The 21,554-nt window shown below is 67.6% G+C and carries 20 protein-coding genes and 2 pseudogenes; 13 read left to right on the forward strand and 9 right to left on the reverse strand.

The annotated features are described in order from the left end of the window. The first annotated feature begins 83 nt into the window (after positions 1-83). The 5 genes from mihF (at position 84) to metK (ending at position 4,089) form a co-directional block, all read left to right on the forward strand. A complete protein-coding gene (gene mihF / locus G6N24_RS06130) occupies positions 84-401 on the forward strand; it encodes an integration host factor, actinobacterial type (RefSeq protein ID WP_085159779.1) in 318 nt (105 codons plus the stop codon). Positions 402-441: 40 nt separating this feature from the next. After that, the gene (gene gmk, locus G6N24_RS06135; RefSeq protein WP_139822357.1) at positions 442-1,068 is read left to right on the forward strand and encodes a guanylate kinase; all 627 of its coding nucleotides are present in this window, start codon (positions 442-444) and stop codon (positions 1,066-1,068) included. Between the two features lie 68 nt (positions 1,069-1,136). Beyond that, on the forward strand, positions 1,137-1,469 hold the full coding sequence (gene rpoZ, locus G6N24_RS06140) for a DNA-directed RNA polymerase subunit omega (protein WP_085159775.1): 333 nt from the start codon (positions 1,137-1,139) through the stop codon (positions 1,467-1,469). Between the two features lie 19 nt (positions 1,470-1,488). Then, the gene (gene coaBC, locus G6N24_RS06145; RefSeq protein WP_085159773.1) at positions 1,489-2,748 is read left to right on the forward strand and encodes a bifunctional phosphopantothenoylcysteine decarboxylase/phosphopantothenate--cysteine ligase CoaBC; all 1,260 of its coding nucleotides are present in this window, start codon (positions 1,489-1,491) and stop codon (positions 2,746-2,748) included. A 129-nt stretch (positions 2,749-2,877) separates the two neighbouring features. Next, on the forward strand, positions 2,878-4,089 hold the full coding sequence (gene metK / locus G6N24_RS06150; RefSeq protein WP_085159771.1) for a methionine adenosyltransferase: 1,212 nt from the start codon (positions 2,878-2,880) through the stop codon (positions 4,087-4,089). Positions 4,090-4,169: 80 nt separating this feature from the next. On the opposite strand, the pseudogene G6N24_RS26055 reads toward metK, so the two are convergent. From G6N24_RS26055 to G6N24_RS06165, 3 genes and pseudogenes are all read right to left on the reverse strand, one after another. Beyond that, a pseudogene (locus tag G6N24_RS26055) lies at positions 4,170-5,948 on the reverse strand (IS1634 family transposase). A gap of 222 nt (positions 5,949-6,170) precedes the next feature. After that, a complete protein-coding gene (locus tag G6N24_RS06160; RefSeq protein WP_085158755.1) occupies positions 6,171-7,649 on the reverse strand; it encodes a flavin-containing monooxygenase in 1,479 nt (492 codons plus the stop codon). After that, positions 7,646-9,046 carry a cytochrome P450 gene (locus G6N24_RS06165; protein WP_085158757.1) on the reverse strand — a complete coding sequence of 467 codons (1,401 nt, stop codon included), beginning with the start codon at positions 9,044-9,046 and terminating at the stop codon, positions 7,646-7,648. Before G6N24_RS06165 ends, G6N24_RS06160 begins: the two co-directional genes overlap by 4 nt. 75 nt (positions 9,047-9,121) lie before the next feature. Between G6N24_RS06165 and G6N24_RS06170 the strand changes: the two genes are divergently transcribed. The 3 genes from G6N24_RS06170 to hepT all read left to right on the forward strand — a co-directional run bounded on the left by G6N24_RS06170 (position 9,122) and on the right by hepT (position 11,038). Beyond that, positions 9,122-10,156 (forward strand): helix-turn-helix transcriptional regulator, encoded by a 1,035-nt coding sequence (locus G6N24_RS06170; RefSeq protein WP_085158759.1) that lies wholly within the window; start codon positions 9,122-9,124, stop codon positions 10,154-10,156. 89 nt (positions 10,157-10,245) lie between these two features. After that, positions 10,246-10,626 carry a nucleotidyltransferase domain-containing protein gene (locus G6N24_RS06175; protein WP_085158761.1) on the forward strand — a complete coding sequence of 127 codons (381 nt, stop codon included), beginning with the start codon at positions 10,246-10,248 and terminating at the stop codon, positions 10,624-10,626. A gap of 40 nt (positions 10,627-10,666) precedes the next feature. Further along, positions 10,667-11,038, forward strand: coding sequence for a type VII toxin-antitoxin system HepT family RNase toxin (gene hepT, locus G6N24_RS06180; protein ID WP_197743111.1), 372 nt, complete (start codon positions 10,667-10,669; stop codon positions 11,036-11,038). 18 nt (positions 11,039-11,056) lie between these two features. Here hepT and G6N24_RS06185 read toward each other — a convergent pair whose 3' ends face one another. The 4 genes and pseudogenes from G6N24_RS06185 to G6N24_RS06200 all read right to left on the reverse strand — a co-directional run. Next, on the reverse strand, positions 11,057-11,449 hold the full coding sequence (locus tag G6N24_RS06185) for a type II toxin-antitoxin system VapC family toxin (RefSeq protein WP_085158826.1): 393 nt from the start codon (positions 11,447-11,449) through the stop codon (positions 11,057-11,059). Next, positions 11,446-11,703 carry a ribbon-helix-helix domain-containing protein gene (locus G6N24_RS06190; RefSeq protein ID WP_085158828.1) on the reverse strand — a complete coding sequence of 86 codons (258 nt, stop codon included), beginning with the start codon at positions 11,701-11,703 and terminating at the stop codon, positions 11,446-11,448. The genes G6N24_RS06185 and G6N24_RS06190 overlap by 4 nt, the downstream gene beginning before the upstream one ends. A gap of 72 nt (positions 11,704-11,775) precedes the next feature. Beyond that, positions 11,776-12,744, reverse strand: a complete 969-nt coding sequence (locus G6N24_RS06195) for an alpha/beta hydrolase (RefSeq protein ID WP_085158831.1) — start codon at positions 12,742-12,744, stop codon at positions 11,776-11,778. Between the two features lie 27 nt (positions 12,745-12,771). Beyond that, a pseudogene (locus G6N24_RS06200) lies at positions 12,772-13,731 on the reverse strand (alpha/beta hydrolase); the annotation flags it as partial. Here G6N24_RS06200 and G6N24_RS06205 point away from each other — a divergent pair. Together G6N24_RS06205 and G6N24_RS06210 are read left to right on the forward strand one after the other, a co-directional pair. Beyond that, the gene (locus tag G6N24_RS06205; RefSeq protein WP_085158833.1) at positions 13,730-14,479 is read left to right on the forward strand and encodes a lysoplasmalogenase; all 750 of its coding nucleotides are present in this window, start codon (positions 13,730-13,732) and stop codon (positions 14,477-14,479) included. The pseudogene G6N24_RS06200 and the gene G6N24_RS06205 sit on opposite strands and share 2 nt — an antisense overlap. A 55-nt stretch (positions 14,480-14,534) precedes the next feature. Further along, entirely contained in the window at positions 14,535-16,559 is a 2,025-nt protein-coding gene (locus G6N24_RS06210; protein ID WP_179963472.1) for a primosomal protein N', read from the forward strand. Positions 16,560-16,579: 20 nt separating this feature from the next. On the opposite strand, the gene G6N24_RS06215 is transcribed toward G6N24_RS06210, so the two are convergent. After that, positions 16,580-17,404 (reverse strand): class I SAM-dependent methyltransferase, encoded by an 825-nt coding sequence (locus tag G6N24_RS06215; RefSeq protein WP_085158765.1) that lies wholly within the window; start codon positions 17,402-17,404, stop codon positions 16,580-16,582. Between the two features lie 232 nt (positions 17,405-17,636). Between G6N24_RS06215 and G6N24_RS06220 the strand changes: the two genes are divergently transcribed. Further along, a complete protein-coding gene (locus G6N24_RS06220) occupies positions 17,637-18,122 on the forward strand; it encodes a MarR family transcriptional regulator (RefSeq protein ID WP_085158767.1) in 486 nt (161 codons plus the stop codon). A 112-nt stretch (positions 18,123-18,234) separates the two neighbouring features. Here G6N24_RS06220 and G6N24_RS06225 read toward each other — a convergent pair whose 3' ends face one another. Further along, on the reverse strand, positions 18,235-19,059 hold the full coding sequence (locus G6N24_RS06225) for a class I SAM-dependent methyltransferase (RefSeq protein WP_085158769.1): 825 nt from the start codon (positions 19,057-19,059) through the stop codon (positions 18,235-18,237). Positions 19,060-19,254: 195 nt separating this feature from the next. On the opposite strand from G6N24_RS06225, the gene fmt reads away from it, so the two are divergent. Both fmt and G6N24_RS06235 read left to right on the forward strand, forming a co-directional pair. Next, positions 19,255-20,187, forward strand: a complete 933-nt coding sequence (gene fmt / locus G6N24_RS06230; RefSeq protein ID WP_085158771.1) for a methionyl-tRNA formyltransferase — start codon at positions 19,255-19,257, stop codon at positions 20,185-20,187. Continuing rightward, on the forward strand, positions 20,184-21,554 hold the full coding sequence (locus G6N24_RS06235; RefSeq protein WP_085158773.1) for an RsmB/NOP family class I SAM-dependent RNA methyltransferase: 1,371 nt from the start codon (positions 20,184-20,186) through the stop codon (positions 21,552-21,554). Before fmt ends, G6N24_RS06235 begins: the two co-directional genes overlap by 4 nt.

Raw genomic sequence — 21,554 nt, forward strand, 5'->3', positions numbered from 1 at the left:
GTGAGTACGGTCGTCTGCGCTGGCTGGAGTACCCGGCCAAGACACGAAACGATCGATCGCCATCGATGAGAGACGGAGGAATCGTGGCCCTTCCCCAGTTGACCGACGAGCAGCGCGCGGCCGCGTTGGAGAAGGCTGCTGCCGCACGTCGAGCGAGAGCAGAGCTCAAAGATCGGCTCAAGCGCGGCGGCACCAACCTCACCCAGGTGCTCAAGGACGCCGAGAGCGACGACGTCTTGGGCAAGATGAAGGTGTCTGCGCTGCTTGAGGCGTTGCCGAAGGTGGGCAAGGTCAAGGCGCAGGAAATCATGACCGAGCTGGAAATCGCGCCGACCCGCCGGCTGCGTGGCCTCGGCGACCGTCAGCGCAAGGCCCTGCTGGAAAAATTCGGCTCCGCCTAACTCGCCGACCCGCGAGCCGACAATGCAGGCCGAAGGGCCTGTGAGCGCCGGCGGGGGGCCGGACCACCACCATGCGGCACGCCGTCGGCCAGCGGCTGCCGGACGTGTGGTGGTGCTGTCCGGTCCCTCGGCGGTCGGCAAGTCGACCGTGGTGCGGTGCCTGCGGGACCGGATCCCTAACCTGCACTTCAGCGTCTCGGCCACGACGCGGGCGCCGCGGCCGGACGAGGTCGACGGCGTCGACTACCACTTCGTCAGCGCCGCTCGTTTCCAGGAACTGATCGACCAGGGTGCCCTGCTGGAGTGGGCCGAGATCCACGGCGGGCTGCACCGATCGGGTACCCTGGCGCAGCCGGTGCGGGACGCCGTCGCGGCCGGTATTCCGGTGCTGATCGAGGTGGATCTGGCCGGAGCCAGGGCGGTCAAGAAGGCAATGCCCGAAGCCATCACCGTGTTTCTGGCCCCCCCGAGCTGGGAGGACCTCAAGGCCAGGCTGATCGGCCGCGGGACGGAGACGCCCGAGGTTATTCGCCGCCGCCTCGACACCGCGCGCGTCGAACTGGCCGCTCAGGACGACTTCGACGAGGTCGTGGTGAATCGCCGATTGGAGTCTGCGTGCGCCGAATTGGTATCGTTGCTGGTGGGAACGGCGCCCGGCCCCTCGTGACCGGCGCTGTGACTCCTCAAGTTCTCAGTCGCTTTCAACCGCTCTACGCCGCCAGGAGATTGTCTTAAGTGAGCATCCCGCAGCCCGACGCGTCGCTGACCGCCGTCCCCGTCGTCGATCAATTCGATCCTGCAACAGGTGGAGCAGGCGCCTACGACACCCCACTGGGCATCACCAACCCGCCCATCGACGAGTTGCTGGACCGCGTCTCGAGCAAGTACGCCCTGGTCATCTACGCGGCCAAGCGGGCCCGCCAGATCAACGACTACTACAACCAGCTAGGCGAGGGCATCCTCGAATACGTGGGCCCGCTGGTCGAGCCCGGGCTGCAGGAAAAGCCGCTGTCCATCGCGCTGCGCGAGATCCACGCCGATCTGCTCGAACACACCGAGGGCGAGTAACGGCAGGGCCGGGCGCGCTGTGGACGGCAAGCGGATCCCCAAACAGGTCATAGTCGGCGTCTCCGGAGGCATCGCCGCGTACAAGGCGTGCACGGTCGTCCGTCAGCTCGCCGAGGCAGGCCACCAGGTCCGGGTGATCCCTACCGAATCCGCGTTGCGCTTCGTCGGGGCCGCCACCTTTGAGGCGCTCTCCGGCCAGCCGGTGCGCACCGGCGTCTTTGACGACGTTCCCGAAGTGCCCCATGTTCACCTGGGCCAACAGGCCGACCTGGTCGTGGTGGCGCCGGCCACTGCCGACCTGCTGGCCCGGGCCGTGGCCGGCCGGGCCGACGATCTGCTGACCGCAACCCTGCTCACGGTCCGATGTCCGGTGATGTTTGCCCCCGCGATGCACACCGAGATGTGGTTGCATCCGGCCACCGTCGACAATGTGGCCACGCTGCGCCGCCGCGGGGCGGTGGTCCTCGAGCCCGCGTCAGGGCGGCTCACCGGCACCGACAGCGGGGCCGGCAGATTGCCCGAGGCCGAGGAGATCACCACGCTTGCCCACCTGCTCCTGGAGCGGCACGACGCGCTGCCCTACGACCTTGCCGGCCGCAAGCTGCTGGTGACCGCCGGGGGCACCCGCGAACCGATCGATCCGGTGCGCTTCATCGGCAACCGCAGCTCCGGCAAGCAGGGCTACGCGGTCGCCCGAGTCGCGGCCCAGCGCGGCGCGGACGTCACGCTGATCGCTGGACACACCGCCGGGCTCATCGACCCCGCCGGCGTCCACGTGGTGCGTGTCAGCTCGGCACAGCAGCTCGCCGAAGCGGTGTCCAAGCACGCCCCCGAGGCCCACGTGCTGGTAATGGCGGCGGCCGTCGCCGACTTTCGGCCCGCCCAGGTCGCCGTCGCGAAGATCAAGAAGGGCTCCCAAGACTCAGCGGAACCGACGATCGAGCTCGTCCGCAACGACGACGTGCTGGCCCGGGCGGTCCAAGCGCGTGCCCACGGGCAGCTGCCCAACATGCGGGCCATTGTGGGGTTTGCCGCCGAGACGGGCGACGCCAACGGCGATGTGCTGTTCCACGCCCGGGCGAAGCTGCGCAGCAAGGGCTGCGACCTGTTGGTCGTCAACGCCGTGGGCGATGGGAGGGCCTTCGAGGTGGACAGCAACGATGGCTGGCTGCTGGCGTCCGACGGCACCGAGTCGGCGTTGCAGCATGGCTCGAAGACGCTGATGGCGAGCCGTATCGTTGATGCAATCGTCGCGTTCCTCGATGGGGGGAGCGGGTAGCGGATCAGCGGTCCCGGGTCTGTACGGCTCCTGGGCAGGTGCTGGGCGATCGCTGGCCTGAGTGGACGTGCCGAGATTGTTGCCCGAGGCTATAATTCGGTTAACTAATTATTGGAAGGATGAAGTGTAGTGAGCGAAAAGGGTCGGCTGTTCACCAGTGAGTCGGTGACAGAGGGACATCCCGACAAGATCTGTGACGCGATCAGCGACTCGGTCCTTGACGCGCTGCTGGCGGAGGATCCCCGCTCACGTGTCGCGGTCGAGACACTGGTGACCACCGGGCAGGTGCACGTGGTGGGTGAGGTGACGACGTCGGCAAAGGCGGCGTTCGCCGACATCACCAACACCGTGCGCAAGCGCATCCTGGAGATCGGCTACGACTCCTCGGAGAAGGGTTTCGACGGCGCCTCGTGCGGGGTGAACATCGGCATCGGGGCGCAGTCGCCCGACATCGCCCAGGGCGTCGACACCGCCCACGAGGCGCGCGTCGAGGGCGCGGCCGATCCGCTGGACTCTCAGGGCGCCGGTGACCAGGGCCTGATGTTCGGCTACGCGATCAACGACACCCCGGAGCTGATGCCGCTGCCCATCGCGCTGGCCCACCGACTGTCGCGGCGGCTGACCGAGGTCCGCAAGAACGGGGTGCTGCCCTACCTGCGTCCCGACGGTAAGACACAAGTCACCATCGCCTACGAGGACAACATCCCGGTGCGGCTGGACACCGTGGTCGTCTCCACCCAGCACGCGGCCGATATCGACCTGGACAAAACGCTGGACCCCGACATCCGGGAAAAGGTTCTCAACACGGTGCTCGACGATCTGGCCCACGAGACCCTGGATGCCTCGTCGGTGCGGGTGCTGGTGAACCCGACCGGGAAGTTCGTCCTGGGCGGGCCGATGGGTGACGCGGGGCTCACCGGCCGCAAGATCATCGTCGACACCTATGGCGGCTGGGCCCGTCACGGCGGCGGCGCCTTCTCCGGCAAGGATCCGTCCAAGGTGGACCGCTCGGCGGCCTACGCGATGCGCTGGGTGGCCAAGAACGTGGTCGCCGCGGGGCTGGCGGAACGGGTCGAGGTGCAGGTGGCTTACGCCATCGGCAAAGCCGCGCCGGTCGGCCTGTTCGTCGAGACCTTCGGGACCGAGACGGAGGACCCAATCAAGATCGAGAAGGCCATCGGTGAGGTGTTCGACCTGCGGCCCGGTGCGATCATCCGCGACCTTAACCTGCTGCGGCCGATCTACGCCCAGACCGCCGCCTACGGCCATTTCGGCCGCACCGACGTCGAACTGCCGTGGGAGCAGCTGAACAAGGTCGACGACCTCAAGCGCGCCATCTAGTCCGAAGTTGCGACTGTTGGGTTAGGTGATTTCTTGGGTTTACCTGGGGTTTTGCCGGTTCGGGTGGGTGTTTGTTCTGGCTACGCGGCGATGGTGAGGGGAATGGTGGTGTCGATGAGGTCGAAGGCGCGGCGTTGGTCGGGGGTGGGTTCGGTGAGTTTGTCGATTTCGATGTCGGTGTCGTGGTAGCGGATGCGGTCGCGGGTGAGGGTGCCGAGATGGTCGAGCAGGCCGCGGAAGCTGCGTAGCGGGTTGCCGTCGGCGTCGTGTTTTGTCGAGGCTTTCGCGTTGGCGGCGGCGGAGCGTTGCGCGGGCGCGACCGGGTTGTCGCGCGCCGGTGGTGTTTCGTCGGTGAAGGTCAGCGGCGCCCAGGCCTGCGTAGGTGCCAGACGAGGTAGCAGGCCAGCAGGCAGATCAGCACGCGCGCGCACGCGCTGATCGAGACGGTGATAGATGGGTCGCAGATCCAGGTCGTCGGCTTTGATGATGCGAAAGTCGCGTTCGATATTGGCCAGGTTCTTGTAGCCGGCGACGACGCCGGCCGCATCGAGGGTGTCGGGGTCAACGCTGGTGCGTAGCACGTAGATGCCATCCAGGGCGGCTTCGGCGTCGATGGCCGCCTGGTTGCGTGCGAAGGTGAAGCTGGTGTCGGTGATGGTGGTGACAAAGTGCTTGTCCACCTTGTATTTTCCGCTGACTTTGCCGAGGGCTTTGCCGATCTCGGCGGCGCCGGACAAGGTGCCGCGGTCCACCCGGTCCTTGATCCGGGCGAGCTCTTTGTCGGTGGCGTCCAGTAGATCGCGGCGTTTGCGGGCACGCTCGGCCGCCAGAGCGGGGTTGCGGCAGGCGATGAGCCGTTCGTCGGGGTAGTCGGGGTGGACGATCTCGGCCAGGTCCTGGGTGTCGAACAGGGTCATCTGCAGTGGCCCGTCGTCACGGGCGAGTTTGGCGATCGCCGGTGCCCGCAGCGCGGTGATCCACCCGAAATCGGTTGGGGCGTCGGGTTGTCGTTGAGTTCGCGCAGCATGCCGATGCGCGCGGAGGTGATCATGCCGCGATCACCCACCAGCACCAGGTCGGTGAGGCCGAAGGTGGCGGGCAGTTCGGCGACGATCTCGGTGAACGCGACCGGGTCGGCGGTATCCCCGCGCACCACCCGCACCGCCACCGGCCGTCCGCCGGGGTCGGTGAGCACCCGTACTCGATCTGCGCGCAGCCCTTCTTGCCGTCGCGGGAATACCCGTGCGCGGCCAGCTCACAACACCGCCCGGTCACCCACGAACTGGTCAGGTCAAACAACGCCATCCGATGCGGGTTTGCTTGCGGGCTCAGGTGTTTGGCGGCCAGTTTGCGCTCGATCGCATCTTGGCGGTGCGCCAGCCAGTCCATCGCCGCGTAGATCTCGTCGGTCGACGCCCCCGCCACGTCCAGATCGACACCCAACGTGGTATCGGGCCACCGTGACAGGGTGGACAGCTTGACGCTGGGCGGATCACCCGCGAGATGATCAACGCGAACACCACATCGCGTGACCGGCAGGCCGGGCCCAGCAGCGCGGGAAACCCGAGCCGATGCGCCATCGCCGACACCGCGGCCACATGCCCGTGCGGCAGCGAGCGGGTCTTGGTGAACTCGCTGCCCGCCGGGATCAGGGCCTGCCCCTTCAGCGTCGCCTCCAGCGCGGTGATCGAGGCCGCCGGCAGCATCGACAGGTTGGCCACCGTCTCGTTCCGCACTTTGGCGCCGTCGCGAAACGTGCGGCGCAGATACACCGATTCGTAGTCACGCCGCCGCCCCTGCTTATCCACATGAGTCTTCTTGACTCTGACTACGTGGACTTTCCCCATGTTGCGCGGCATACCAAGCATCGTAACCGACCTACCGCGACGATCATCAACACAACACACCAGTATTCTGACTACAAACACCAGGGCTTCAACACCCGAAACGTCAGGTCACATCACACTTCCGCGTCAGAACCCGTCGCAACTTCGGTCTAGTTCCCGGCGAGCAGACACAAAAGCCCCCATTTCGGCCCGAAATGGGGTGCTTTTGCGTCTGCTCGCGCCGGGCTGCTCGCGCTATGAGCTGAAGCGGTAGTCGTCGAGATCGAAACGCCGACTGCGCCAATAGGCCTCGACCGTCGTGGTGGGGCGCAACGGGACGTCGCCGTTCTTGTCGAAGTAGTAGCTGTTGGCGAGGCGGCAGCTGTCCTGCCAGAAGACCTGGCGGTAGCGGCGGCGCATCATCTCGGCGAAATAGCGGGCGTTGGCTTCCTCGGTCACCTCGACCCGGGTTGCACCAGTACGCCGGGCCCGTTTCAGGCATCGCACGATGTGGTGGGTTTGGGTCTCGATGAGCGCGAAATACGACGAGCCGACGTAGCCGTACGGACCGAACACGGTGAAAAAGTTCGGGTAACCGGGAACGCTGACGCCCTCATATGCCTGCAGTCGATGCTCGTCCCAGAAACGGCTCAGGGACCGGCCACCGCTTCCGGTGACGGCATAGGTGGGGACGTTGTCGGTGTCCATCACCTTGAAGCCGGTCGCCAATATCAGTACGTCGATCTCGTGGTTGGTGCCGTCGCTGGTGGCCACCGCGGTGGGGGTGATCTTGTCGATCGGCTCGGTGACGAGGTGCACGTTGCCCCGATTGAAAGTCGCCAGGTAGGTGTTGTGGAAGCCGGGCCGCTTACAGCCCACCGCATAGCGCGGGGTGAGCTGCTCGCGCACCACCGGGTCGTGGACCTGCTGACGCAGATAGGCCCGTCCCGCCGACTCCATTCGCCTGGCCAGCGGAAACGCCGTGAAGTAGTGCGCCGCGATCGGGAAGGTGGCCTCCACGAAGGCCTGGCTGAGCAGCCGCTGGACGGCCTTGCCGCCCGGAATCCGCATCGCCCAGCGAGCGGCCTTGGGCAGTGGGGCGTCGAGCTTGGGGAAGCACCAGATCGGGGTTCGCTGAAACACGGTGAGGCGCTTAACAATTGGCGCGATCTCCGGAATGATCTGGACGGCCGAAGCGCCCGTGCCGATGATCCCGACGCGCTTGCCGGTCAGGTCCTGGGCGTGATCCCAGCGCGCGGTGTGCATGGTGACGCCGTCGAACGAGTCCACTCCGTCGATGTCGGGCAGGTTCGGCACCGTGAGGACGCCACACGCGCTGATCAGGAACCTGGCGGTGATGTCGCCACCGGGGTCCGTGTGCACGCGCCACAGACTCTGCTCGTCGTCGAACTCGGCGCTTAGCACCTTGGTGCCCAACCGGATTCGCGATCGGATGCCGTACTTGTCGACGCAGTGTTCGGCGTAGGCCTTCAATTCGTGCCCGGGCGCGTAGGTCCGCGACCAATGCGGACTCTGCTCGAAGGAGAACTGATAGGAGAACGACGGAATGTCCACGGCGATACCGGGATAGGTGTTCCAGTGCCAGGTGCCACCAACACCGTCGCCGGCTTCGACGACGAGGTAGTCCCCGAATCCCGCCTGGTCTAGCTTGATCGCGGCGCCGATGCCGGAGAATCCGGCACCGACGATCAGTGTGTGGTAATCACTGCTCATCTGCGGTTCTTCGCTATCAGGTGCAGTCCGTGCTTGGGCCGCAGGGTCAATGTCGCCTCCAGTTCGACGGGGTGGTCGAGCGCGAGGTCGAAGGTGAAGTGCTGACTCATGATTGCCGCCATCAGCACCATTTCCATGAGTGCGAAGCTTTGTCCGATGCAGACGCGCCGACCGCCTCCGAACGGCAGATACGCCGAGCGGGGACGGTCCTTGGCGCCGTGCAAGAACCGGCCGGGATCGAATCGTTCCGGCTCGGGCCACCAGCGGGGGTCGTGATGGATGTGGTGGATCGGGATGACGACGGTGGTGCCGCGACGAATGTGGTGAGCCGTCGATGGACCTCCGATGACATCGTCGTCGATGGCCTCGCGCGCCAGCACCCACACCGACGAGAAGTAACGCTGCGACTCCCGCAGGCAGGCGGTGGTCCACGGCAACCTGCCCAGGTCGTCGACGGTCGGGCGGCGCGCCCCCAGCGCCTCGTCCACCTCGGCGAGCATGCGATCACGAGCCTGGGGGTGCAGCGCTAGCAGATACCAGAACCAGGACATGGCGTTGGCGGTGGTTTCATGGCCGGCAAGCATGAAGGTCAGCGCCTCGTCGCGGACCCGCTGGCGTGGCCATGTTCCGCCGTCGGCGTGCAGCAACACGTTGAGCAGGTCAGCGGTATCGATGGGCCGCGCCAGCCGTTGATCGATCACCGAGTTGACCGCACGGTCGAGCGTCAGCGTGATCTCCTGCATTTCGCGTAGCGGCGGTGGCAGGTGCACACCCGCGTAGGTGCACCAGACCAGCGCGTCGTAAACCGGCTGCGGCATCAGGCCCCACAGCCCAAGTCGCTCCAGTTTTTCCGCACGCCGCAGTCCGCGCGTCGCGAGGTCGTTCATGCTGTCGATCAACGCCCCGAAGTCCTGGCTGAACAGGGCATTGGCGACGACGCGCAGCGTCGCCTCGACCATCGTGGCGTGCATGTCGAACCGGGTGCCGGCCACCAGTCCGGCGGTGACATCCGTGATCGGGTCGATCATCAGGTCGACGAGCCCGATGAGGTGGCGCCGGGCGAAGCTCGGGTTCAGTACGCCGCGGTGGCTGGCCCACGAATCGCCCTCGTCGGTGAGCAGGTTGAGGCCGGCGGTGGCCCGGATCGGCCCGTACTCGTCGGACTTGACGTATTTCAGCCGCCCCTCGTACAGCACATGGTCGACGTAGTCGGGATGGCTGATCGAGACGAAACGCCTTCCACCACAACGAAATCGGGCGATATCAGTGCCGCGCAGCCGGCCCAGGAAGCCGTCGCCGGCGTCGAATCCGATGGTGAGGGCTTCCCGTGTCATCGTCCAGGTGCTCAGCCGTCTGGCCGGTCCGCTGCGGGGCCGCCCGGCGGTCAGAGTGGCCATGCCTCCACTGTATGGATGACGCGGGTGGCCGGTAATGAGACAATGGGACACAGAGTTGGGAGTTTGGGACAGCCCATGGAGCATCTGCTGCCGCAGGCCGAGGTGAGGCATCCGGTGTATGCCACCCGGGTGCTGTGCGAGGTGGCCAATGAGCGCGGAGTCTCGACCAGCGATGTGCTGACGGGCACCTCGATCGTGCCGGCCGACCTCGACGACCCCGATGTCTTGGTCAGTGCGTCCGACGAGATCGTGGCCGTGCGCAGGCTGCTGAACCGGCTGCCGATCGACCCCGGTATCGGGATCGACGTGGGCAGTCGGTTCACGCTCACCCACTTCGGGTTGTTCGGGTTTGCCGTGATGTCGTGTGCCACCCTTCGCGAATTGCTCACCATCGCCATGCGCTATTTCGCGCTGACCACCATGCACGTCGGCATCACGTTGTTCGAGACCGCCGACGACTGCCTGGTCGAACTGGACGCCAGCCACCTGCCTGCCGATGTGCGGGGTTTTTTCATCGAGCGCGACATAGCCGGAATCATGGCGACCACAACAAGTTTCACGCTGCCGGTGGCCGAGAAGTATGCCGATCAGGTATCGGCGGAACTTGCGATCGACGAGGAACTGCTGCGCCCGCTGCTTGAGCTCGTGCCGGTGCATGACGTCGCATTCGGTCGCGCGCACAACCGACTGCACTTCCCCCGCGCGATGTTCGACGAGCCGTTGCCGCAAGCCGATCGCCACACGTTGGAGATGTGCATCGCGCAGTGCGACGTGCTGATGCAGCGCAACGAGCAACGCCGGGGCATCACCGCGCTGGTACGCACCAAGCTATTCCGCGACTCCGGTTGCTTCCCAACGCTGCCCGACGTTGCCGCCGAGCTGGCCGTTCATCCGCGGACGCTGCGGCGCCGCCTTGCCGAGGAAGGCACGTCTTTTCGGGCGTTGCTGAACGAAGCGCGCTCGGCGGTGGCCGTCGACTTGCTGCGCAACGTCGGGCTGACCGTGGAGGAAGTGTCCACCCGGCTGGGCTACACCGAGGTCTCGACGTTCTCGCACGCGTTCAAACGCTGGTATGGCGTTGCGCCCAGCGCGTATTGCCGCCGGACGTAGCGTCGGCTCAGCCGGGAAGGCCGTCGGGCCATCGGCACCAGGTGCGCCAGGACCGCCGCTGTTCCTCCGGTGATGAGAGAATTTCGCACATGACCGACGTCGCGACGCGGACCACCGAGGCCATCGAGGCGTTGCAGCGTCGAGGCGCTGTGTTCGCCTATCTGCACGGCAGCCGAGCAACAGGCACTGCGCGACCAACGTCCGACATCGACATTGCCGCGTACTTCGGTGGGCGAGCGCCGCAAGCGTTCGAGATACTGCTGCCATCGGGCGTCGACCTGCTTGTGCTCGATGACGCTCCCCTCGAGATAGCGGGCCGGATTGCGCTGCACGGGTCGCTCCTCTTCGAGACCGATCGGGAGGCCCGCGTGGTTTGGGAGGCGACAACCCGCAAGATCTACCTCGACGAACTGCCACGGATCAACCGGGCTCACCGAGAGTTCACGGACGCGGTGCGCCATGGTCGATGAGACTCGTATCCTTAGGCTGCTTCGTGCTATTACCGACGACTTGGCGATCTTGCGGCGCGAATCCCTGGCCGACCCCATTCGCCGAGCTGATCCGATCTGGCTGCGCGGCGTCAAATACACCTTCGTTACGGCAATCGAGGCCTGCATCGATATCGGGCAGCATATTTGCTCGACGCAAGGCTGGGGACCTCCGTCGGACAATGGCGACGTGATGCGGCTGCTCGGGAGTCACGGAGTTCTCGCCGCCGATCTCGCGGACGCGATGCGCAAGGCCATCGGATTTCGAAACGTCCTCGTGCACGAATATATCCAGGTTTCGGACGACATCGTCATCGGCCGACTCGAAAACCTGGTCGATCTCCAACGATTCGTCGATCACGTGGCCGCATTTGTTGACGCCAACTCGCAGTGACCGTGCGACCGCCGACTGTCATGTCCCCGGCGTCGTCGCAAACGGTGGTTGTAAAGGCCGCAACATAGGGAAATGCCGCACGTTGAGCGTTGCCAATTGCAGGCCCTCGACGTCGGCCGTAGCGGCGATGAGATAGTCGCCAAGTCCAATCCGGTTGTGGCTGAGGCGATATCGGCGCATCATGTCGCCGGCGCGGCGCGCGATGATCTCGGTCACCGGCTCCGCCCGAAACGATGCAAGCAGGCGCCACACCTCGCGTCGTTCGACGGTCCGCATGCCGCCAATGAGTTCGGCGATCGAGACCACGCTGATCGCCAGGGGTCCGTCCTCCCGAGCGCTGACAAGCCAATCGCGAGCCGCGGCGACACCCCGCAAATGCGCGATCAGCACATCGGAGTCGACAAGGATCATGAGGTAGCGCGCCACACCCGAGCGAGGTGCTCCTCGCGGCTACCGGAGCGGCGCACTGGCGGCTCCAGGTCGCGGAGCGTACCGAAGGAATCGTTGATCGCCTTGAGGTCCGACGCCAGATCGCTGTCGGTGCTGGCGAGGGTGCGGTTCAGCAGTCGACGGATCAACTCGGCGCGCGAGACGCCTTCTTGTGCGGCCAACTTGTCCAGGCTTGCCGTCTGCTCCTCGTCGAGGTAGATGTTGGTCCGCTTCATACACCACATCATACATCAGACGTCCGGCCCGGACGGCCGCGGGCGACGATTCAGGCCGGCCGGGCGCGACCCTTAGGAGTGCAATGCCTTCCGCAGGGCCGCCAAGCCGCGGTTGGTGGCCTCGGCGGCGGCGGGCACCACCAGGGCGAAGTTGACGTAGCCGTGCACCATGCTCGGCTCGTTGCTCAGCTCTGCCGGAACCCCGGCGGCGCCCAGCAGTTCGGCGTAGCGGGCTCCGTCATCGCGCAGCGGGTCGTGTTCCGCGGTGCCGATGAAAGCCGGCGGCAGACCCGACAGGTCGGCGGCGTTGATCGGGCACAGGGTGGCAGGCAGCGTCGCGGGGTCGTCGGTGATGTCGATGCCCGGCACGTACCAGCCCAGGAACGCGTCGATGACGTCGCGGTCCAGGATTGGCGCGTTGGCGTTCTCTGTGAACGACGGCAGCGACAGGTCACCCGTGACCGACGGGTACCACAGCAACTGGAAGGCCAATTCCGGTCCACCGGTGTCGCGGGCCAACAGCGTCATGACCGCCGCGATGTTGCCGCCGGCGGAATCACCTGCGACGGCGATCCGGTTCGGGTCACCGCCCAGTTCGGCAGCGTTCTCGCCGACCCAGCGCAACGCCGCCCAGCTGTCCTCGATCCCGGCCGGGTACGGATGCTCGGGGGCGAGCCGGTAGTCGACGGACACCACGATGGCCTCCGCGCCGACGGCGTGCGCGCGGGCGACCGGGTCGTGGGTGTCCAGGTCGCCCAGCGACCAGCCGCCGCCGTGGTAAAAGACGACCACGGGCACGCCGGTGTCGGCGGGGGAAGGCGGCCAGTAGATCCGGACCGGAATGTCGGTGAGCTCGCCGTGCCCCACGGTCCGTTCCTCGACCCGCAGGTCCGGCAGCATCTCCGGGGGCGGCTTCAGCTGGCGGAGGCGCGCGCGTGCGACCTCCACGCCGTCGGCCGCGGTGAAGGTCAGCGGAAAGGTATCGAGCAACGTCTTGAGGACGGGATCGATGCCGGGGCGGGCGGTGGGCTGGTCCGTCATGGGCACACCGTACGCACCGTGCCGCTGCCCGTGTAGCGCGGCACGCAATGCCGCCAGCCCGCGATCCAGCGCGGCGGTGGCCGCGGGCACCACGCCGGCGTAGCCGACGTAGCCGTGCACCATCGTCTCGGCGTTGTGCAGCTCGACGGGAACGCCGGCGGCGGCCAGCAGCTCGCCGTACCGGATGCCATCGTCGCGCAGCGGGTCGTGACCCGCCACGCCGATGTAGGCGGGCGGCAGGTCGGCCAGGTTCCCCGCCCGGCCCGGCGCCATGCCCGCCGGCGGATCGGACAAGTCGATTTCGCCCGCGTACCAACGGGAGAACGCGGCAATGGCCTTGGTGTCAAGGATCAGCGCGGTGGCGTTCTCGGTGAACGATGGCAGCGATTGGTCCCACATCGTGGAGGGATACCACAACAGCTGGTACGCGATTGGCGGTCCGGCACAGTCACGGGCTCGCTGAGCGATCACCGCGGCGATCGTGCCGCCCGCCGAATCCCCGGCGACGGCCAACCGGGTGGGGTCCGCTCCCATCTCGCGGCCGTGTTGCGCGACCCATAGCGTTGCGGCCCAAGCGTCTTCGATGGCAGCGGGGTAGGGGTGCTCGGGCGCGAGCCGGTAGTCGACGGATACCACTAGGGCGTCCGCGCCGACGGCATGCTGGCGGGCGGAGCCGTCGTGGGTGTCGAGGTCACCCATGACGAAGCCGCCGCCGTGGAAATACAGCAGCACCGGCGGCTTGGTTCGACCGGAATCGGTTGGTGGCCAATAGATTCGGATGCCGATGGCGCCGGCGGGCCCGTCGATCGATCGGTCCTCGACCCGCAACTCGGGGTGCACCGACCGCCTCGGCAGGTCGCGCAACCGCTGGCGCACCGCGTCGATTCCGTCCTCGGTGGATAGCCGAAACGGAACCGCATCCAGTACCTTCAGCAGGATGGGGTCGATAGCGGGTTTCTCGTCGGCGGTGTTGTCCAAACTGGGCATGGAGGTACCGTACGCACCCCGCTTGGTGGCCGGTGGTTGGGTGGTCGCCTGTTGGGCGGGACTCGCCTACGGCGTGTACCTGACCGTGATCGCGTTGCGCTCGCCGCCGGGGACGGAGCTGACCGGGCACTGGGTTCTGCAGCCGCCGTTCAAGGCCTCCATGGCGGTGCTGCTGGCATTGGCCGCGATGGCGCACCCGATTGTTCGCGAGCGGCTGTGGCTGGTGCTTGCGCTGTTGTTGTCGGCCAGCGGCGACTGGCTGTTGGCGATCCCATGGTGGACACAGTCGTTCGTCTTGGGCCTGGCCTCATTCCTGTTGGCGCACTTGTGTTTTCTGGGCGCACTGCTGCCCCACGCGGTAAGGTCGGTGCCGTCTGGCGCGCGCATCGCTGCTGTCGTCCTGATGTGCTTGGCATCCGCGTCGCTGCTCGCGTTGTTCTGGCCCCACCTGGGCCGGGACAACCTGACGATCCCGGTGACGGTCTACATCGTCGTCCTGTCCGCGATGGTATGCACCGCGCTGCTGGCGCGGCTGCCGACGATATGGACCGCCGTGGGCGCGCTGTGTTTCGCGGCGTCGGACTCGATGATCGCGATCAGCCGGTTCATCCTGGGCAACGAGGCGCTGGCGGTGCCGATCTGGTGGTCGTACGCCGCCGCCGAAATCCTGATCACGGCCGGATTCTTCTTCGGCCGCGAGGACACGAACGGGGTCCCCGTTACCGAGCCCGAGGCCGCCGAAGGCTAATCGTCGGCGGCCTCGGGTACGGTGCGCTTTCACACTCGACGTCCTGGAAGCAAACATGTTGTCTAGCAGCGTATCTCGCGGTCCATCCCCTATCGAAGTCGAACCGATCGCGCGGGTGCTGCCGATGCTGTCCGTGCCGCACCTGGATCGCGAGTTCGACTACTTGGTGTCCCCCGAGCAGTCCGACGATGCCCAGCCGGGGGTTCGGGTGCGGGTGCGGTTCCATGGCCGGCTGGTCGAGGGGTTTGTGCTGGAGCGCCGCCACGACACCGATCACCCCGGAAAGCTCGGCTGGCTGGATCGCGTCGTGTCCGCCGAACCTGTGCTCACCCCGGAAATCCGCCGACTGGTGGACGCGGTGGCGGCGCGCTACGCGGGGACCCGCCCGGACGTGTTGCGCCTGGCCGTGCCGCCGCGGCACGCCAAAGTGGAGCGGGAAATCACGGCGGCTCCAGACCGGTCGGTCCCGTCGCTTCCAGCGCCGGTCGACCCGTCCGGCTGGGAGGTTTACGGCCGCGGTGGTCAGTTCCTGACCGCGCTGGCCGAGGCGCGGGCGGCCCGGGCCGTCTGGCAGGCGCTGCCGGGCGAGCGGTGGGCGGACCGATTCGCCGAGGCCGCCGCGCAAACCGTACGGGCGGGGCGCACCGCATTGGCGATCGTGCCCGATCAGCGGGATCTGGAGACGCTGTGGCAGGCCGCGACGACCTGTTTCGACGAGCCGAGCGTGGTGGCACTGTCGGCGGGCCTGGGGCCGGCCGCGCGGTATCGGCGTTGGCTGGCGGCGTTGCGGGGGAGCGCGCGGCTGGTGATCGGCACCCGCAGTGCGGTGTTCGCGCCGCTGAGTGACCTGGGCCTGGTCATGGTCTGGTCTGATGCCGACGACAGCCTGGCCGAGCCGCGGGCCCCCTATCCGCACGCCCGGGAGGTGGCCATGCTGCGCGCCCATCAAGCCCGGTGCGCGGTGCTGATCGGAGGCTACGCCCGGACCGCCGAAGCGCACGCTCTGGTGCGCAGCGGCTGGGCGCACGACATAGTCGCGGTTCGGCAGGTGGTGCGCGCCCGCACCCCGCGGGTGGTCGCCCTCGACGACAGCGGATACGCCGACGAACGCGACCCGGCGGCCCGCACGGCGCGACTGCCGTCCATCGCGCTGCGCGCCGCCCGCTCGGCGCTAGAGGCCGGGGCGCCGGTGCTGGTGCAGGTGCCCCGGCGCGGGTACATTCCTTCGCTGGCCTGCGGGCGCTGCCGCGCGATCGCCCGCTGCAGGCGCTGCACGGGTCCGTTGTCGATGGTGGACCGCGGCGCGCCCGGCATGCTCTGCCGCTGGTGCGGCCGCGTGGATCCGACGATACGGTGCGCGCGCTGCGGTTCGGATGCCGTGCGTGCCGTGGTCGTCGGGGCCCGACGCACTGCCGAAGAGCTCGGCAGGGCGTTCCCGGGTACGGCCGTGGTTACCTCGGCGGGCGACGCCATTGTGGCCGAGGTCGCCGCCCGCCCGGCGCTTGTGGTCGCCACGCCGGGGGCTGAACCCCGCGCGTCGGGAGGGTACGGGGCGGCGCTGCTGCTGGATACGTGGGCGCTGTTGGGCCGACAAGACCTACGGGCGGCCGAGGACACCCTGTGGCGCTGGATGAGCGCGGCCGCGCTGGTGCGGGCGCGCGGCCAGGGCGGCGTGGTGACCGTGGTCGCGGAATCGTCGATCCCGACGGTGCAATCGCTGATCCGGTGGGATCCGGCGGGTCACGCGGAGGCCGACCTGGTGGCGCGCACCGAGGTCGGCCTGCCGCCGAGTGTGCACGTTGCAACCCTAGATGGCCCCGCCGGCAACGTGACCGCTCTGTTGGAGGAGGCCCGGTTGCCCGACGGCGCGGAGCTGCTTGGCCCGGTGGATCTGCCGCCGGGCGTCCGCCGCCCGGCCGGCACGCCCGCCGATACGCGGGTGACCAGGATGTTGGTGCGGGTCCGCCGTGAGCAGGGCCTTCAGCTGGCTGCAAGCCTGCGGCGCGGCATCGGTGTGCTCAGTGCCCGGCAAGCCCACCAGCCGGTCCGGGTACAGGTCGACCCGCTGCACATTGGCTGACCGGGGGCTGACCGCTGTTATCACGCCTTCCGAGCCGTGAAAATCAGGTATTCCCACTCCATGACGCCGTCCTTCAGGTACTTACGGCTGAGTTCGGCCAGGTCGGCGTCGAGTGTGGTAACGAGCTCCGCGTCGTCGGCGATGTTGCGGTAGGCATTGATGACCGGGCCGTAGTAGCTCTTGAAATAGTCGCGGCACTGTTCGGCGGAGCCGAATCGGTCCACCCGCAACGAGCCGCGCTGAGTGCGCACGTCGGTGACGTGGTCGCGAAACAGGTCAGTCACGTGGTCTTCGCGTCCCCACCACACCTCCGGGGGTGCTCCCGCCGGCAAGGTCGGACGGTACGGCCTGATGGTGGACAACATCTGGCCATAGAAGCCTTCGGGTGTCCAGCTGATCGCGGCAATCTTGCCACCGCGACGACACACCCGGGCCAGCTCGTCGGCAGCGCGCTGCTGACGCGGCGCGAACATCACTCCGATCGCCGAGAGGACCGCGTCGAACTCGGCGGCGCCGAACGGTAGGGCTTCGGCGTTGGCTTCCCGCCAGCCGAGCTCGAGACCCGCCGCCGCGGCCCTGCCTTGGGCTCGGCGCAACAGTTCCGGTGTCAGGTCGCTGGCAATGACATGGGCGCCCGCCATCGCCGCGTGGATCGCCACGTTGCCCGAGCCGGCGGCCACGTCAAGCACGCGGTCGCCGGGACGAATACCGCTGGTGGAGACCAGGATTGGACCGAGAGGCGCCAGGACCTCATCGGCGATGACCGCGTAGTCGCCGAGCGCCCACATGTCCCGATGCGTGGTCGCCGGTGCCTGGCGCTCGCTGATGGGCGTGTCGATAGCCATCAGATCTCCTGCACAAGTTAAAAAGAGGGGCTTTTAACTTCGACGTCGTCGTCGGCGGCGCGGGGCAGGAAATTGCGACTAACCCGTTCCGATCATGCCCGCTGGACGACAGTATACGTAGGAAATAATCAATGTCTACCATTGTGGCTGTTACACTTTCCTAGCTATATCCCGTGTTGTGCGACGACGAAGTTCACGGCCGGGACGAGGTCCGGGGAAGGGGGCCCAAATTATGGCGGTGGAGAATGCGACGGCAGCCAGCGAATCACTGGACGCGATCACCGATGCTTTATTAACAGCGTCCCGATTGCTGGTAGCGATCTCGGCTCACTCGATTGCCCAAGTCGACGAAAACATCACCATCCCGCAATTCCGAACCCTGGTGATCCTGTCCAACCGCGGTCCGGTGAACCTGGCCACGCTGGCAACCCTGCTGGGTGTGCAGCCGTCGGCCACCGGACGCATGGTCGACCGGCTGGTCAGCGCCGGGTTGATCGACCGCCTACCGCACCCGACGTCTCGGCGCGAATTGCTCGCGGCGCTGACCAAGCGCGGACGAGACGTCGTCCGGCAGGTCACCGCCCACCGGCGCGCCGAGATCGCGCGCATCGTGGAAAAGATGCCCCGGCCGGAACGTCACGGTTTGGTGCGTGCCCTGACGGCGTTCACCGTCGCCGGCGGTGAGCCGGACGCGCACGTCGAGGTGGACGCCATCTAAAGCTCGCCGATCGCGGAACGAGCCCGTGCCAAGCCGATGCGGCGGCCCGGCACGGGCTCGGCGTCCCTGAACTCAGAACTGGGCCGGACTCACTGAGATCAGGGGGTCTGACTCATCGCTTTTGCGCGGTGAGAAGCAGGTACTCCCATTGCATGACGCCGCCCATCAGGTATTCCTCGGCGAGTTCGACGAGCTGTCTGTCGAGCTCTGCTGCCAACACCGAGTTGTCACCGATGTTTGCGTAGGCTTCGATCGTCGGGCCGTAATGTTCCTTGAAGTAGTCGTGCACGGCCTGGGCGGTGTCGAACCGGTTGACCTCGAGCAGTCCGCGCTCCATCGTGACGCCGGTGACTCGATCGCCCAGCAGCCCGCTGACGTAGGCCTCCCGTCCCCACAGCGCCGAGGGGGGCAGCGCCGCCGACAGGCTTGGCCGGTATGGCCTGATGGTGGCCAGCATCCTGCCGAAGAATCCTTCCGATGTCCAGCTGATAACGCCGATCGTCCCGCCCGGGCGGCAGACCCGCACCAACTCGTCGGCCGCGCATTGGTGATCCGGCGCGAACATCACACCGATCGCCGAGATGACGGTGTCGAACTCGTCGTTGCCAAACGGCAGGGCTTGCGCGTTGGCTTCCTGGTAGTCCAGTGTCAACCCCAGCTCGGTGGCCCTGGCCGCCGACCGCTGCAGCAGTTCCGGTGTCAGGTCGGTGGAAACAACCGTCGCCCCGGTCTTGGCGGCGGGAAGCGAGATGTTGCCCGAGCCGGCGGCGACGTCGAGCACCCGAACGCCCGGTCCAATGCCCGTGGCGGCGACCAGGATTGGGCCGAGCGGGGCCATCACCTCCTCGGCCATCAGGGCGTAGTCGCCCAGCGCCCACATCGCGCGATGCGTGGCGGCGAGCGTTTGATCTTCGCGGATCGACGTGTCGAGAGTCATCGGATCTCCTACAGATGTGGGGGAAAGGGGCTGCGCTACTCGACCTCGTCGTCGTCGGCGCGTGGGAAGTTCGGGTCCGGCCTTCGGCTGAGTTAGAAAATGCCCACTGAAAACAGTATGCATTTGCAACTGTACATGTCCATCGTGCGGGCTCGGTTGGGCATGTGGTGCGTGTCACGTTCCTAGACTGGGTCGGTGCGTCTCATCTTCGCCGGCACCCCCGAGCCCGCGCTGCCCGCCCTGCGTCGCCTGTTCGACTCCCCCCGCCACGAGGTGATCGCGGTGCTGAGCCGGCCCGACGCCGCCTCCGGCCGGCAGGGCAAGCCGCAGCCGTCGCCGGTGGCCCGCGAGGCGCTCGACCGCGGCATTCCCTTGTTGCGGCCCGCGCGGCCGAACTCGCCAGAGTTCGTCGCCGAACTGTCGGAGTTGGCGCCGGAATGCTGTGCGGTGGTGGCTTACGGCGCGCTGCTCGGCGACCCGCTGCTCGCCGTGCCCCCGCGTGGCTGGGTGAACCTGCATTTCTCGCTGCTGCCGGCTTGGCGCGGCGCGGCACCGGTACAGGCCGCGATCGCCGCGGGGGACACGATCACCGGAGCCACCACGTTCCTGATCGAGCCGAGTTTGGACTCCGGACCGGTGTACGGAGTCGTCACCGAGACGATCCACCCGGCCGATACCGCCGGCGATCTGCTTGAGCGACTGGCGATTTCGGGGGCGGCGCTGCTGGCGACCACGCTGGACGGCATTGCCGACGGAACATTGACGCCTCGACCGCAACCGGCGGAGGGGATCAGTATTGCGCCGAAAATCACGGTGGAGCGGGCCCGGGTGCGCTGGGACCTGCCGGCGCCGGTCGTCGAACGCCGGATCCGTGCGGTCACGCCCAACCCGGGCGCCTGGACGCTCATCGGTGACCTGCGGGTCAAACTCGGACCGGTACAGCTCGATTCGGGGTCACCAGAACGCTTGCCGCCCGGCGGTATTCACGTCGACCGCCGGAGCGTATGGATCGGTACCGGCTCGGAACCGGTGCGGCTGGGCCAGATTCAGCCGCCCGGAAAGAAACCGATGAACGCTGCGGACTGGGCGCGTGGTGCCCGCCTCGGCCCCGACGCACGGGCGTCATGACCCGTAAGTCATACGAGCCGCGCCGCAAACGGCTGGACCCGGCGCGTCGCGCGGCGTTCGACGCGCTGCGGGCGGTCACCGAGCGCGACGCCTTCGTAAACCTGGTGCTGCCCGCCCTGCTGCGTGAACGCGGTATCACCGGCCGCGACGCCGCGTTCGCCACCGAGCTGGCCTACGGCGCCTGCCGCACCCGGGGCCTACTGGACGCGGTCATCGGTGCGGCCGCCGGACGCTCGCCGGGGGCGATCGATCCGGCCCTGCTCGACCTGCTCCGGCTCGGCGTTTACCAGCTGCTGCGCACCCGGGTCGGCGCCCACGCCGCGGTGTCCACCACCGTCGATGCGGCCGGCATCGAATTCGACTCGGCGCGAGCGGGTTTCGTCAACGGCGTGCTGCGCACCGTCGCCGCGCGAGACGAGCGCTCCTGGGTGGACGAGTTGGCCCCCGACCCGGCGCGAGATCCGATCGGGCACACCGCGTTCGTGCACGCCCACCCACGCTGGATCGCCCAGGCCTTCGCCGACGCGCTGGGCGCGGCGGCCACAGAACTTGACGCGTTGCTGGCCAGCGACGACCAACGGCCGCAGGTGCATCTGGCGGCGCGCCCCGGGGCGCTGACCGCCACCGAATTGGCGCACGCCGTGCACGGCACCGTCGGCCGGTATTCGCCGTACGCGGTGTACCTGCCGGGCGGTGACCCCGCACGGCTGGCGCCGGTGCGCGAGGGCCGGGCCCTGGTCCAGGACGAGGGCAGCCAATTGGTGGCGCGGGCGCTGACGCTGGCCCCGGTCGACGGCGACACCGGACGTTGGCTGGACCTGTGTGCCGGGCCGGGCGGCAAGACCGCGCTGCTGGCCGCGCTAGGCGCGCGATCCGGGGCCCGGATCACCGCGGTCGAGCCGTCGCCGCACCGCGCGGACCTGGTAGCCGACAACACCCGGGGGCTGAGGGTCGACGTGTTGCGGATCGACGGGCGGCACACCGATCTGCAGCCAATCTTCGACCGGGTGCTCCTCGACGCTCCCTGTACCGGGCTGGGTGCCTTGCGTCGTCGGCCGGAAGCCCGCTGGCGGCGTCAGCCGGCCGATGTGGGGGCGCTGGTCAAGCTGCAACGTGAGCTGCTGGCGGCCGCGATCGCGCTGACGCGGCCCGGCGGCGTGGTGCTCTATGCCACCTGCTCGCCGCACCTGGCCGAAACCGTCGGGGTCATCGCCGACGCGCTGCGCCGTCATCCGGTGTCCGCGCTGGATACCCGGCCGTTGTTCGAGCCGGTCGTCGAAGGTCTTGGCGATGGTCCCCAGGTACAACTTTGGCCGCACCGCCACGGCACCGACGCCATGTTCGCCGCCGCGCTGCGCCGCCAGTAG

Origin of the sequence: Mycobacterium lacus (assembly GCF_010731535.1) — a bacterium.
Classification (GTDB): Bacteria; Actinomycetota; Actinomycetes; order Mycobacteriales; family Mycobacteriaceae; genus Mycobacterium; species Mycobacterium lacus.

Excerpts from the sequence above, each read along its gene's own strand:
- G6N24_RS06160 (WP_085158755.1), bottom strand. The coding sequence starts at position 7,649 with ATGAGCAGTGATTACCACACACTGATCGTCGGTGCCGGATTCTCCGGC.
- G6N24_RS06165 (WP_085158757.1), bottom strand. The coding sequence starts at position 9,046 with ATGGCCACTCTGACCGCCGGGCGGCCCCGCAGCGGACCGGCCAGACGG.
- G6N24_RS06170 (WP_085158759.1), top strand. The coding sequence starts at position 9,122 with ATGGAGCATCTGCTGCCGCAGGCCGAGGTGAGGCATCCGGTGTATGCC.
- G6N24_RS06175 (WP_085158761.1), top strand. The coding sequence starts at position 10,246 with ATGACCGACGTCGCGACGCGGACCACCGAGGCCATCGAGGCGTTGCAG.
- G6N24_RS06185 (WP_085158826.1), bottom strand. The coding sequence starts at position 11,449 with ATGATCCTTGTCGACTCCGATGTGCTGATCGCGCATTTGCGGGGTGTC.
- G6N24_RS06190 (WP_085158828.1), bottom strand. The coding sequence starts at position 11,703 with ATGAAGCGGACCAACATCTACCTCGACGAGGAGCAGACGGCAAGCCTG.
- G6N24_RS06195 (WP_085158831.1), bottom strand. The coding sequence starts at position 12,744 with ATGACGGACCAGCCCACCGCCCGCCCCGGCATCGATCCCGTCCTCAAG.
- G6N24_RS06205 (WP_085158833.1), top strand. The coding sequence starts at position 13,730 with ATGGAGGTACCGTACGCACCCCGCTTGGTGGCCGGTGGTTGGGTGGTC.
- G6N24_RS06210 (WP_179963472.1), top strand. The coding sequence starts at position 14,535 with ATGTTGTCTAGCAGCGTATCTCGCGGTCCATCCCCTATCGAAGTCGAA.
- G6N24_RS06215 (WP_085158765.1), bottom strand. The coding sequence starts at position 17,404 with ATGGCTATCGACACGCCCATCAGCGAGCGCCAGGCACCGGCGACCACG.
- G6N24_RS06220 (WP_085158767.1), top strand. The coding sequence starts at position 17,637 with ATGGCGGTGGAGAATGCGACGGCAGCCAGCGAATCACTGGACGCGATC.
- G6N24_RS06225 (WP_085158769.1), bottom strand. The coding sequence starts at position 19,059 with ATGACTCTCGACACGTCGATCCGCGAAGATCAAACGCTCGCCGCCACG.
- G6N24_RS06235 (WP_085158773.1), top strand. The coding sequence starts at position 20,184 with ATGACCCGTAAGTCATACGAGCCGCGCCGCAAACGGCTGGACCCGGCG.